Genomic DNA, 13,937 nt, shown 5'->3' on the forward strand with positions numbered 1-13,937 from the left:
TACGCAGACAATTCTAAAATCGTTGCGTTACATCCAGGCATTTAGAGATCTTTAATCTACCCACCCTACCGTTTATTGTTAACTGACATTTTAAGTTGATTTTCCAGTCGCTGAATCCGCAGGTTCTGCTGGTTTATTTGCTCACTCTTATGCTGATCCGCTTTTTTCATATCAATCATATACAAGGTCAGCTCTTCCACTTTCTCCAGCAATTTAGCATTCATCTTTACCAGATCAACACCTTCGCGAACCACCTGCTCTGCCGATGGTACACCCGGCAAGTGCCCATATTCACCAATGTAAGTGGCTACGGAATCCAAGGATTTCAATACATAAGTAGGCTCGAAGACTTTATCGCTCCATTCTGTAACATTATTAATTCGTAGCTGATAACGGGCTTTCACCACATCCCCTTGTTCATTTACCGTCAGAAATTGATCGGTAGATTGGGAAGCTGGGCTACTGGCTGTCAGTTGAGTTAATCGAAAACCACTGGCATCGGGTGTTTCACTTACCACCTCCAGGCGGGCCATCGGCGTCGATGTACCAATGCCCACATTGGCATTATTACCCAGCACGATAGCATTGCTTACACCCACTTTTGCATCGGCCCCGATGGCCGTAGCGTGCGTTAAGTTCTGCGCCAAAACATCGGTTCCTGTACCTAAGAGTATATTGTGCGACCCTTTATCGAACTGCCCCGAATTATAGCCTAAATAGACATTATCGTTCCCATCCAGGTTTGAAGGCCCCGCGCCGTTCCCAACAATGGTGTTACGGCTTCCGGTGGTATTTCCCCGACCTGAGCCTACCCCCAGAAATGTATTTCCTTTTCCCGTAGTCGTTGCAAAACCCGACTGATAGCCAATGAATGTATTTGAATCGGCAACGGCATTATAACCCGATTGGAAACCCAAATACGTGCTTTTTTGCCCCGTCAGGTTCGTAAATCCAGCTTTGGAACCAAGCATCACATTGCCATCGCTATTCGTGTTGAAACCTGCACTATCGCCGATGATTACGTTTTTGTTGCCCGTTTGAATTTTACTGCCCGCCCGAAGGCCAACGGATATATTATTCGATCCTGTCGTATTTCGAAGTCCAGCTGAAATGCCTAAAAATGTATTACCAGAACCCGTAGTGTTAAAGGAACCTGTATTACCACCTACGAAGGCATTACTGGAGCCCGTAGTGTTCTCATAACCAGCCGAATTCCCAATAAACGTGTTGGTTGCACCTATTGTATTATTGTAGCCAGCATTGTTACCTATGAATGCATTTTGAGAACCCGTGGTCGTAGCCTGACCAGCATATGAACCGACAAAGGCATTAAAACTACCCGTTGTATTAGCCTGCCCGGCATTGGTACCAATTAGCGTATTTCCAGCACCCGTTGTGTTGTTGTAGCCTGCGTTGCTTCCTAAAAAAGTGCTGCCTCCACCCGTCGTATTTAAGTAACCGGCTGCGTTGCCAAGGAACGTGTTACCAGATCCGATAGTTGTATTAAAACCAGCATTATAACCCAAAAAGGTATTCTGAGAGCCCGTCGTGTTGTTATTGCCCGCCGAAAAGCCAACAAAGCTATTCTGTGTACCTGTTACGTTTAAGGTACCTGCACTGCTTCCTAAAAATGTATTGTTAGCCCCGGTGGTCGTTACCTGACCTGCCAAACTACCCACAAACGTATTTCCGGAGGCCGTTGAACTAGTATAACCAGCCCGGTAGCCTATGTATGCATTATTAGAACCAGCTGAGTTCGTATAACCGGCATCGCTCCCAATAAAGGTGTTGAAATAACCCGTATTATTCGTGTAACCCGAGTTGTTCCCAACAAAGACATTATTGTAGCCAATGGTATTTAGCCGCCCAGCGCCATTGCCGATGAAAGCATTAAAACTAGCCGTGGTCGTCGATAAACCCGATTCATATCCGATAAATGTATTTCGATTTCCGGTGGTTGCCGCCTGACCTGACATTGAGCCTAGAAACGTATTATAATTTCCTGTGATGCTATTCGTTCCCGACCGGTGACCCATAAATGTATTATCGATCCCTGTAGTATTATACCTACCAGCCCCATTACCAATAAACGTATTTTCATAGCCTCCTGTAGTAGATACTCCGCTTTGAAAGCCGTAAAACGAATTAAAATAGCCCGTTAACGTACCGTTCCCTGCAGTAGGACCAACGATCGTGTTATACGTACCCGGTGAATTCGCATTCGCAGAGGTAATAACGTAGTTCGTTTGTGCCAATACAAGGTTTGCGACGAAGCTAAGAAGCGCAGTTAGTACGGTTATTCGCATATAATAGAAGATAAAACTTACCGAGTATATATAGTTATAGATAAAAAAAGAGTTAATAAAACGGTGGTATATGTTACTCTCTTAAACTAATAGCAAACACCTAGCCAAATCTATATTTTGAACGTATACGAAGGATAAAAAATAGGCACAAATAAAAATAATCCTATTTTCCAATATCTAGATTTGTCTAAAAAATAGGCCAACTGTATATGAATCAGACAGAATAGATACAGATGACAGAAGAAAGATCAAGTAAAATTTAAGTTTTAAATCTTAGCAGAAAGACGTTAGGGGACCAGCCATTAACTATCCATGCACTTACCGTACGCTAATAATATTGCATACTCCAATACTTTGGTCAGATTCTTGCTAAGTATCGTTTTTAGGAATTCCGACGATACTACTAGAAAAAATCACATTATAGTCTATCCAAAAGGAGTCATGACTTTATATATCCACCGCTATAGACGTATCTATTTTATTCTAGTCTTTATGTCTTATGCTCAACGACACGTATGCTACGGCTTTAAATGCTGACTTTGTCCCTAATCCGGTAGCTCCAAATGAAACCTATGCAACAGCCTCAAATGGTGATTTTACCCTCAATCCGCCTGTAACTGTACAGACGATTGTGGCCAATCCCGAGTTGTTTACTCCAGCGGTAGAATGGAACTCAGCAGGGAAAGCCCGGATTGTCAACACGGTACAATTGACTACCCAAGGAGCAGAATCTGTTTATTACTTTATAGGTGGCATGACGGCAGTAACCAGTCTGCCAACTACGTATGACTTTAATCCAGGTGATAGTATATCAATCATCATGGCAATTGCTTACCTTCCAACCAGCCCATATAACTGGACCCGAAAAGCGTTCGTTCACATCGTTTTGGGCGCAGACCCTCCTCCTGTTTATCAGTCTACGCTTCCTTACCGCGTAACCCGACCAGCCTGGCTTTCTCCAACCGATATATGGGTGGCTCGTGGTATGAAAGATGCACCTACCCTGTCTCTGCCAGATAACCGGATATTTACCATTGTTCGGAAACGAACAGATATTACCTCCGACAGCATTGTTGCACTTCGGCGAGGAGGAGTACAGGCGGTAATGGACAGTAATCTCCCCAATACGCAACGAATTAGCTGGACACATAGTCAAGACCTTCAAACACCGGGTGCTCCTGGCCCGTATACGGGAAGCGATGGCTATGGTGGACAAAGCCTGAGTAATGACGATATAGTTAGAGCCAGCAACAGCATACCGTGTGCCTTGTTCGAGGCCAATGAGTTTCAGGAAGGTTCCTATGGAATGCCCAGTTATTCACCCCAGTATTTTCAATGGTATGCCGCCAGGCTACAAAAATACAGGAACCCTGACTTTAATCCTGCCGGGTTACCCTTTCGCGATTTTGGAACCTATGGCGGTGACGCCAACTACAACGGCGATCCCTGGAATTATCAGGTACCTGGTGGTGGTAATAAAATGCCTAACGATACCCTGTTTAAACAGAAAATAACCAGTGTCGATGGCGCTCGCCAAACGTGCAATTATTTTTTCCCCAATGCAGGGCTCGAAGCAATGGGAGTTGGTGCCATCATAAAACACTATGCCGATCAGCCTGACTATGCCAGTCGTTATTATAATAAAGCTTTTGCGGCAGAGGTAATGGCTAAAGGTATCAATGACACCCCTGCTGGCATTCCTCCATTTCAATTAATTTATCTGGATTGGGGCAAAGTAGAGGGACTTGGCAGCGAAAATGGCGCCCTACACAACGGCTACTTTTTCACCCGTTCGGTAAGCAATCTGGGTACTATTAAAACAGCTGTTCACCCTCAGGTTGATTATGACTGGCAGGTAGGCAATATCTTCGGCATTGGCTTTTGCCGTACCATTGGTTATATCATTTTTGATAATCGAAGCCAGTATGATCAATACGGCACCAATCCTAACGAAGTGAAGGCCAGAGACCCAAATGCGAATCCGTCAACCTGGCAATGGCTGCCGACAAGTGCCGGTACGCCCGCTCCTATAACTTCGGCTGGCTACCCTACCGAACCGTGCCGATGGCATGATGCAGGTTTCGAAGCAGCCTACTATTACTCGCAGTGTAGCCGAACGGAAGGGGCTCCCTGGCAATACTGTCGATATCAGTTTAAGGAATCCGGTGTTTGGGTTGAACCCCAAACCGATGGGACTACTATTCTGGAACATGCGTCAGCGTTCGACGGCCCTTATGCTACGCATCCGACAGCCCGGCGCGGGCGGCCCGATGCCATGTTTCGAATTAAAGATAATGCCGTGGACGTTTGGGCATTCGACCCTAGCCGTGGTAAAAACAGTTATGAAACCATTATCCTAAACCCGGTTCCTAATGTCCAGATAGAAGTGAATTTGCAGGGGAGCAAGTTGGCCCTGTTCAACACGGTTCAATTTTTCTTCTGACAAGCTCCCTATATAAAAAACATAAATCATTAACAACCATGGCATTAGGCACACAACTTATCCGAATTCGTCGTACTAGCGATGGGCAGGTGATTTACCTGGCGACGACTCTACGAAACACCGCCGACTATCCGCTAAATAGCGCAGGACAAGCAGCTTTCGAAGCGGCTGTCAGTGCAGGAAGTTTTACTTTAACAGTTGATAACGGCGCTATTATTCCGGCAGGAACAATACCACCACTAATAAAACCTGGCGCTGTGACTAGCCCGGCTTTCTCGCAAAAGATACAGGCTGAAGATGCAGCAGGAACAGGAGCATCATCGGGTCCTTCGGCCGATAACAATGTACGTGGCCCCTATACAACGAGCAGTGATTATCTGGTTTATACAGTAACGGGTATACCAACCACAGCGTCTAATTACACATTGATCGTACGTTATCAATCAGCTGCACAGGCATCAGGCATTGCCAGTCTCATCATCAATGGAGCGGCTCCAATTGACTTTCCGATAGAAGGAACTGACGGGGGAATGCGCACCTACACGGCAACCATTTCGCTAACGCCAGGAAATAATACGATTCGAGTTCAGGGTAAATCGGGTGCACCCTTTTTTCAGGATTATATTCTTGTTACGCGACCTGCTGGTTAGCCGTTATCGGCCGAACTGGCGAGTGATCATTGACCACTTGCCGTTGCCGCTATTGATGTACTGACCGCCCGTAAACGAGCCACCCGAATGCCTGAAAGCCGCTTGTGCTCCAACACATAATCGCTGATTGGATAGGGCGTAATGACTACCGCTCCCAGATCAGATGATGCATGCAGGAGGTGCATTCGTCCATCCGGTTGCCGAACGGCAAGACCTACATGCTTCATGTCTAAACCAGGACGGGCGGCTGTCAGCATAATGATGTCGCCTTCACGAAGTTGCGCTTCAGCCTGCCGAATGTTTTTCTTCGGAATAAACGAGAAAGCCTTTTGACTAATTGACGCTTCCGTTTGCGCTACCTGTTTGAAAACAGCAGGATCATTCAGGTGCGGGTATTTGTAAATTGAGGTGGTCATGTACGAAACCGGCTTAGCCACCGATAAGCTACCGGGCAACTCACGGGTTACATCGGTCACGAGCCCCTTACGCTCATTGTCGCCAAGCCAGTCTGAGAAATAATGTAAACGACTGGCATACCCATCAATACGACCATCCCGATAACGAAGTTTGGTCAGGTACTTGCGAAACGTTTGCTCAAAAACAAATTGATTTTGCTTATCTGGTGTGTCCTGATAAGCTAATGAAAGCGCCAGTACAGTCTCCAGATAGGTTGTACAATCAAACTCACGGACATTAACCACCAACTGTTCGGTTGGGTTTGCATCCAGTGTATGCGCAACATAGGGTCGGCCTATGAATTGCTTGCCAATATTAATGGTCGTTTCGGGGGCAGTTTTACCACCTATAAGAGTCAACGACTGTAGGTTTGTCGACAAAACAAGCTCCTGAGCATGGCTCGTTATGACTACCAGCAGTAGGCAAAATGTAGTAAACAGTCTTAGCATAGGTGGGTATTTGTTTTCAACCGTACACTATTGACTAAGTACGGCTTGAAAAGTAGCATGAATCTACGATTTAATTTCGAGTACATATACAGCCCTGGGTGGCAATAAAACAGGCACCCCAGCCAACCCAACACTTTCAATCTGCATATTGTTGAGGAATATATCACAGAACTGATAGGTACCGGTTGGGTCCAGCCCCATAGCACCAAAGGCCGAATTTGGTATTACAACCGTTGTTTCATAGGTCGAGAAATTCGAGAAATTACAGATAATCAGCAACTTTTGCCGCTCAGTATAGCGAAGGTAGCTATAGACCTGATGTGCATCGTAACCCGCACTTTGGCCCTGGTCATTGACGTACTGTAAGTCATAGAAATACCCATTTTGAATCGCATCAGACCCGCTGACCAGGTAGTTCAATTGTTGATAAAATAACCGCAGCCGGCGTTGATCATCGGTTAAACCACCTCCGTCGTACTGTCCGTGGTTGATATACCCCTGCCAGTCGGGCAACCCCCAATAGTCAAAGATGGTGGTCCGACCATCATCGCCACTGAAGCCTTCGGTTCCCTCTGCCCGCACGCCGATCTCCTGACCAAAATAGAGCAACATGGGTCCCGTATGCATGGTGGCCAACAGCGTCATTCCGGGCACTGCGGCCCAGGGATCGTTCGTGAAGAACCGGGACGCAATGCGCTGTTCATCATGGGTTTCCAGAAACCGAAGCATGTGTTGCGCAAAATCGCCGGACTCCTGTTGCCATACCCGAGTAAGGTCATAACAGGAACCATGATTTTCCATCAGCCGTCGAACGGCATCATACAGCCCGACTTTATCGTAAAGATAATCGAACCCACCCCCGAAAATAAACGAACGATATAAGCCGGGGTCGTAAATCTCGGCAATGAAAATCATCCGGGGATAACGCTGCTTAACCCGACTGATTGCCCACTGCCAGAATTCAACCGGTACCAAATGGGCCATATCGCATCGGAATCCATCAATGCCTTTATCCGCCCAGAACAGCAGAATATCGAGCATCTTATGCCAGGTAGTCGGCACAGGGTCAAACTGGGTCGTTCCGTCAAAAATGTTGTAGCCGTAGTTCAGTTTAACCGTTTCGTACCAGTCGTTGATATCAGGAGTTGCCGTAATCGAACCGCTGCCCGTCACTTTAGCCGGAAACTCATGCAACTTATTGACACTATCCTGTGGATATAAATGATCTTGCGGGCCAACAAAGGTTTGCCCAGGTAGATAATAAAAATTGTTCTGACTCGAGAAGGTAACGGTCGTATCATCATGCTGCCCAAGGTCCTCAACGCCCGCTGGTTTCACATCGGACTGGTACTGACGGGCCACATGGTTCGGCACAAAGTCGATAATAACTTTCAACCCATTGGCATGTGTACGTTGCACCAATGCCTCGAATTCGTCCATGCGATCGGGTACGCTTACGGCCAGATCGGGGTCAACATCGTAATAATCTTTAACCGCATAGGGCGAACCAGCTTTCCCCTTCACCACCGCCGGATCGTCGGGGCGGATACCACTGGCCGAGTAATCGGTTTGGGTAGCATGCTCAATAATGCCCGTAAACCAGATATGCGACGCCCCAAATTGCCGGATCGATTTTAGAGCCGCATCGTTGATGTCGTTAAATTTTCCAACACCATTTTCATCACGACTTCCGTTTGTCTGGTTCGTTGTATTCTGATTGCCAAACAGGCGCGTAAAAATCTGGTAAATAATCAGTTTGTCCATTACTGGAACAACAGACGGAGTATACATATAACGGGCAAAAGTCAGGTAGTGGGAACACGTCAGGTTCGTAACCACAAAACTATGGCCTTTTTCAACGAAAATCTTGGGTTATTTTTACGTTCTTGTTGCATTATTTTTAGTTCTTCGACTGCTACCTATGAAACGATCTATTTTTACGCTCCTAATCGCCCTATTCTCCCATTTTAGCGCATCGTATGCCCAGAATGCGCTGATCCAGCGGGTTAATCCGACCAACTGGTGGGTAGGGATGAAAAATCCGAATTTGCAATTGTTAGTATACGGTCCTAATGCCGGAACATTGGCCTATTCGCTTATTTATCCGGGCGTAAAACTGGTCAAAACACACACCGTCGAAAATCCCAACTATGCGTTTCTTGACCTCGTCATTGCCGCTACTGCCAAACCCGGCACCCTGAAACTGATCGGCAAACGGGGCAATCAGACGCTTACCCAATCCTTTGAGTTAAAGGCTCGCGACAACAGCCCGAAAGGCCAGGGCGTGACATCGGCCGATTTTATTTACCTGGCTATGCCCGACCGCTTTGCCAACGGCGATCCGAGCAACGATAAGTTTGCCGATATGGCCGATCCCAACGCCGACCGAAGTAACCCTTTCTACCGACATGGGGGCGATTTGGCTGGGGCAGCTCAACGGATCAATTACCTGAAAGACTTAGGCGTCACGGCCATCTGGTTTACGCCCGTCATTGAAAATAATCAGCCCCTTACGAATGAAGGTGGCGCAATGCGATCGGCTTATCATGGCTACGGTTTTACGGATCACTACGCAGTCGATCGGCGCTTTGGTGGCAACGAAGCTTATAAATCCTTTGTGAAAGAGGCTCATGCGGCTGGCCTGAAAGTGGTGCAGGATGCGGTGTACAACCATTGTGGCATCAACCACTGGTTTATTAAAGATATGCCCAGCAAAGATTGGCTGCACCAGTGGCCAACCTATACCAACACCTCCTACAAATACCAACCTATCACCGACCCTCACGGTGCCGAAAGTGACCGTAAAGTGACCCTCGATGGCTGGTTCGTACCGTTTCTGCCGGATCTAAATCAGAGCAACCCGTTCGTTGCTAACTTTCTGATCCAGCACGCGATTTGGTCCGTCGAGAACTTTGGCGTCGATGCCTGGCGTATTGACACCTACATGTATAACGATCAGCCCTTTATGAATCGCTGCAATCAGGCGCTGATGACCGAGTACCCAAAAATTCACATTTTCGGTGAATCGTGGGTCAATAATGTGGTAGATCAAGCATACTATACGCGCAACAAAATCGATTTTCCCTTCAAGTCAAATCAGCCGGGCGGACTCGATTTTGTACTCTATGCGTCAATGAACGATGCCCTGAAACAGAAATTCAGCTGGGATGATGGCGTGAATCGCTTTTATCAGGCACTTGCTCAGGATGCAGTTTACCAGGACCCTACTAAGCTGGTAACCTTTCTGGACAACCACGATACCGATCGTTACCTGTCGGTCATTGGGGAGGATTTCGAAAAGTATAAAATTGGCCTTACCTGGTTGCTGACCACACGCGGTATTCCATCGATGTACTACGGCACCGAAATTTTAATGAAGAATTTTAAAGACCCATCGGATGCCGAAGTCCGACGTGATTTCCCCGGTGGTTTCCCCGGCGATAAAGAGAATAAGTTTGAAACGGCCGGGCGTACCAACCGGGAAAACGAAGCCTTCCAGTTCGTGCGGAAGTTAGCTACCTACCGGCGAGACAATCCTGTAATGCACACGGGTAAGCTCATGCAGTTTCTACCGCAGGAAGGCACTTATGTCTATTTCCGATACGATGGGCGCAAAACCGTTATGGTTGCCACCAATACCAACGAAAAAGAAATTACGCTGAATACCGCTCGCTTTGGGGAGCGACTGAAGGGCTTTTCGTCGGGTAAAAACGTAGTAAGTGATCAGATACTCACCGATTTGTCCAATATATTACTACCAGCCAAAACGGCTCTTGTGTTAGAATTGAACTAATTGTTGACTAGTACTCGCCCAATTTAGTTTCTAGAGATTCCTGGGATTCTATTGCTCTGATAATCACCTTTGATTAAATCGAAAGAATCTATAGAATCCTCTAGAATCTATGTTGTCAAAGCACTAAGTTATTACTTCCAGACCGGTCTGGACCCAATTCTCAACGTATCTCATGACTCCATCAAGCTCATTTGGTCAGTCAAGTGACGATCGACTGCCATCGCCCGAGACTATACGGTTAGCTCTGGCTGCGTACGATGCATCACTGAACAGCATTATTTCGATGGTCGCCATTCGGGATCAGGAGCGAACTATTGTTGATTTTATGATCGAAACAGCGAACCCGATGACGGAACAGAGTTTGTCTATGCCTCCCAACGAACTAATTGGAAGACGCATGCTGGCCCTATTCCCCGCTGCGATTGAGTTAGGGATACTTACCTTGTTTGAACGCGTGGTCGAAACGGGTCAGGCGGTGCAACTCACGCAATATTACGCCGATGAGCATGTGCCCGAATCTTGGTTCGATTTATCGGCGGTTCGGTCCGAACCCGAGCAGGTAGTGGTAACGTTTCTGAATATTACTGCCAGTAAGCGGGTAGAATTGGAAATGAAACGCCAGGCCGAACTGCTTAAAACGGTGCTTGATCATACACAAACGGCCATTTCCCGACACGAAGCCATTCGGGATCAGACTGGGAAAATTATTGATTTCCAAGCCGTATTAGCCAATCGGCATTCTATTCGTATGTGGGGCGATCTGGCCGAAGCCATCCTGACCAAAAGCTTTTTCGAGGTCTCAACCGCCGATCAGCAACTCTATGATTTTCCGAAGTATGTACATGTCGTTGAAACGGGAGAACCCGACCTGACGGAATTTAACATTGGCGATCAATGGCTACTTCGGCTGACAGCCAAATCGGGCGATGGGGTGGTAATCTCGAATATCGACATCTCGGAAAATCGACGGTACCGACAACAGATCGAAGCGACGAATGTCGAATTAAAGCGGTCAAACGACAGCCTACAATCATTCGCTTACATTGCCAGTCATGATTTACAGGAGCCGCTTCGCAAAATAATTGCGTTTGGAGCCATGCTAAACGAACGCTACACAACCGTACTGGGCACAGAAGGCAGCGAAATGCTCGCTCGAATGCAGTCGGCAGCCGAACGGATGTCGGTCCTGATCCGGGATTTACTGGACTACTCCAAAATATCGTCGCAACGCGATTCGTTCCACTCCTTTTCGCTCACCAAACTGATTGAGGACATTCTGGAAGATCTCTGGCACCCCATTCAGGATACCAATGCCCAGATTCAAATCGGCACCGACGGCCCCTTACCTAACCTAATCGGCGACCGGCCTCAACTGCGGCAGCTATTTCAAAACTTGCTATCCAACGCACTGAAATTTCACCAAACCGACTCAGCAGGCGCTCCTATCCCACCGTTCATTCAGGTATCGGCCAAGCGGATCACAAGCGCCAAATTACCCGATACAATCAGGCAGGAGTTAAAAGCGAATCAGGCCTATTGGGCCATTAGCATTGCCGACAATGGGATTGGTTTTGAGCAGAAATATGCCGAACAGATTTTCCAGGTTTTCCAGCGATTGCACAGCCGCAAACAGTTTGGCGGAACTGGGATTGGGTTAGCCGTTGTCAAAAAAGTTATTGAACAACACGAAGGTGCGATTCAGGTAGACAGCGAGGCCGGAAAAGGCACAACGTTTACGGTTTACCTACCCGCCTGAGCTGGTTGGCATCGGTTACTTATAACCGATACCACCAGTATACCTCTTTGCGACTGTCATTCTCAATTTCCCGGTCTGGGATTTAGCTAGCTTGATCGGCAGCACCCTTTGACTGCTCTAGCTGGTAATCGTGGGTTGTCACTTTTTACGAGATGAGAAACAGCAAGCACGAACTGAAACAACTGCGACCTTTCCTATTGATTACAACGCTTTTAGCATTTTCAGGATCATGACTAAAACCCCTGTCTTATGGCCAAACTCTCCCTACTCTTCGTCTTGCTCCTAGTATTTGTCGGTTGTCAAAAAGAGACTGTTTCACCCGACGATGGCACGCTACCCGGCAGTTTTCGACTGGAAGCCGACCCACTCCGCTGCTCGCTTCCGACTACGCAACGACTGACCATTCAACAGACCAGTAATGGAACCTATCGCTTTGACTATGACCGTTTTGGACTAGGTTCGTATCAATTAGCGGGTGTAGTCGCCACAAAAAGCAGCGCAACCAAATACGACTTACTGGTCGATGATCAGGTGATTGGCCAATATGCATTTGAGGACTTACGCACGCTCAACGGCACTCAGAAACGATGGGTTCTGATGGTTAGTCACAAAGCCAGTCAAAGTGATGGTTTGGAATTTATGGGCGTAAAAGAATGACCTGGTCAAGCCAGCTTCTCCTCTGCTTCATATCCCCGATACCAGTCGACATGGCGAGTCAGATACATAATGCTACTGAGTATCAGCAACAGTCCTAGGCTTCCGAGCAGCAATGAATAATCTTCCAGCTGAAGCAACGAGTAGAAAAAACCATAGAGCAAGGCCAGAACAACACTAAACAGAACCGTCAGGCGAACGTTGCGGAATACATAGCGGACATAGGCTGTAATGAGTGACAGAATGATGACACTCCCGATCAAATACGCCCAGTCGAAGGAGATATGCTCGGAAAAAGACAATAGCAACAAATAAAACAGACAGATGGCAAACCCAACCAGCAGGTATTGGATCGGGTGAATACGTCGACGATCAAGAATTTCGATAAAGAAGAAAGCCACGAAAGTTAGCAAAACGAACATAATGCCGTACTTGGCAGAACGCATTGTTTTCTGATATTCATCGACGGGCAACAGGAGTTTCACGCCAAACGCGGGCAATTCATTCCCCTCATGAACTGATTTGTTCAGGAAATTACCAATACCCTGCTGAGGGAAATTCCGATTGAATTGCAGGACTTTCCAATTGGCCTGAAAACCTTGTGCCGTCACGGTTCGCTCATCGGGCAGGAATGAACCGATAAAACTTGGTGTTGTCCAGGGCGATTGCAGACGTACCCGCGTTTCTTTTCCCAATGGAAGAAAGCTCAGTTGGGTGCTCCCATTCAGGTTAATTGTCGATTCCACCTGGTATGTGTCGGCGTTGAGCTCCACCGGCACACTTACGCCCGACGCCAAAATATCGCTACTGGGAATACCCGGTTCGGCCTCCAGCACTTCTTTGTTCACATGAACCGTGATGGCATCCCGAATCCCTTTCATATCACTGACGCCCAATGATATAAATGCCTTATCCCATTGCATCGTCTCGGGTGCTAAGCCTAACGAAGCAACCGACGGCTTTTTGAACCGCGCCCGAATCGTAAGCTTTGTATTATAAAGCATGACCACAAAAATTCCTCGACTTCGTTGTTCGGGCTGGACTTTACCATCGAACTGGAGATCATCCGGCAGAAAATGAGCAAATTCGGTATGGCTCTCGGATTCGCCTTGCTCGTTTTTGGTGGTCACTTCATAGGGAACGGACAGGACTGGCCCGCCAATCAGTTGCTCGTCGCCCCATTTTTCGCTGACTTCTTTTACGGCCTGATCGCGCGTTGATTCACGTTCATGAATCAATGTACTTAACATACCTGTTGGAATCAGCAACACAAGTGTCAGGATACCAATTACGGCCAATTTCAACATCGTGGATGTACGAATCCAGCGATTAATGCGGTCGACTAGTGAAATAGATTCTTCGGAAGTGGAATCTTGATCCATTGATTATATATTTAAAAGTACTTTGTTAAACAAAGTAAATTAAAAGCA

General features: G+C 47.1%; 9 protein-coding genes. 5 read left to right on the forward strand and 4 right to left on the reverse strand.

Features of this window, described 5'->3' with window-relative positions:
- Positions 1–65 precede the first annotated feature (65 nt).
- Positions 66–2,306, reverse strand: coding sequence for a beta strand repeat-containing protein (locus tag ACYVGR_RS04865; RefSeq protein ID WP_460954151.1), 2,241 nt, complete (start codon positions 2,304–2,306; stop codon positions 66–68).
- Positions 2,307–2,805: 499 nt separating this feature from the next.
- On the opposite strand from ACYVGR_RS04865, the gene ACYVGR_RS04870 reads away from it, so the two are divergent.
- Both ACYVGR_RS04870 and ACYVGR_RS04875 read left to right on the forward strand, forming a co-directional pair.
- Positions 2,806–4,749 carry a hypothetical protein gene (locus ACYVGR_RS04870; RefSeq protein WP_460954152.1) on the forward strand — a complete coding sequence of 648 codons (1,944 nt, stop codon included), beginning with the start codon at positions 2,806–2,808 and terminating at the stop codon, positions 4,747–4,749.
- 38 nt (positions 4,750–4,787) lie between these two features.
- Positions 4,788–5,399 (forward strand): carbohydrate-binding protein, encoded by a 612-nt coding sequence (locus ACYVGR_RS04875; protein WP_460954153.1) that lies wholly within the window; start codon positions 4,788–4,790, stop codon positions 5,397–5,399.
- A gap of 26 nt (positions 5,400–5,425) precedes the next feature.
- Here the strand turns inward: ACYVGR_RS04875 and ACYVGR_RS04880 are convergent, their stop codons facing one another.
- Both ACYVGR_RS04880 and ACYVGR_RS04885 read right to left on the reverse strand, forming a co-directional pair.
- Positions 5,426–6,304: an N-acetylmuramoyl-L-alanine amidase-like domain-containing protein gene (locus tag ACYVGR_RS04880; protein WP_460954154.1), complete on the reverse strand. Its 879-nt coding sequence runs from the start codon at positions 6,302–6,304 to the stop codon at positions 5,426–5,428.
- Between the two features lie 63 nt (positions 6,305–6,367).
- Complete coding sequence (locus ACYVGR_RS04885) at positions 6,368–8,095, reverse strand: alpha-amylase family glycosyl hydrolase (protein WP_460954155.1); 1,728 nt, start codon at positions 8,093–8,095, stop codon at positions 6,368–6,370.
- A 130-nt stretch (positions 8,096–8,225) separates the two neighbouring features.
- Here ACYVGR_RS04885 and ACYVGR_RS04890 point away from each other — a divergent pair, with 130 nt between their 5' ends.
- The 3 genes from ACYVGR_RS04890 (at position 8,226) to ACYVGR_RS04900 (ending at position 12,510) form a co-directional block, all read left to right on the forward strand.
- Positions 8,226–10,097 carry a glycoside hydrolase family 13 protein gene (locus ACYVGR_RS04890; protein WP_460954156.1) on the forward strand — a complete coding sequence of 624 codons (1,872 nt, stop codon included), beginning with the start codon at positions 8,226–8,228 and terminating at the stop codon, positions 10,095–10,097.
- Between the two features lie 172 nt (positions 10,098–10,269).
- Positions 10,270–11,853 (forward strand): sensor histidine kinase, encoded by a 1,584-nt coding sequence (locus ACYVGR_RS04895; RefSeq protein WP_460954157.1) that lies wholly within the window; start codon positions 10,270–10,272, stop codon positions 11,851–11,853.
- A gap of 249 nt (positions 11,854–12,102) precedes the next feature.
- The gene (locus ACYVGR_RS04900) at positions 12,103–12,510 is read left to right on the forward strand and encodes a hypothetical protein (protein ID WP_460954158.1); all 408 of its coding nucleotides are present in this window, start codon (positions 12,103–12,105) and stop codon (positions 12,508–12,510) included.
- A 5-nt stretch (positions 12,511–12,515) separates the two neighbouring features.
- Here the strand turns inward: ACYVGR_RS04900 and creD are convergent, their stop codons facing one another.
- Positions 12,516–13,889, reverse strand: coding sequence for a cell envelope integrity protein CreD (gene creD, locus ACYVGR_RS04905; protein WP_460954159.1), 1,374 nt, complete (start codon positions 13,887–13,889; stop codon positions 12,516–12,518).
- Between the last annotated feature and the right edge of the window lie 48 nt (positions 13,890–13,937).

Source organism: Spirosoma litoris, from assembly GCF_054776755.1.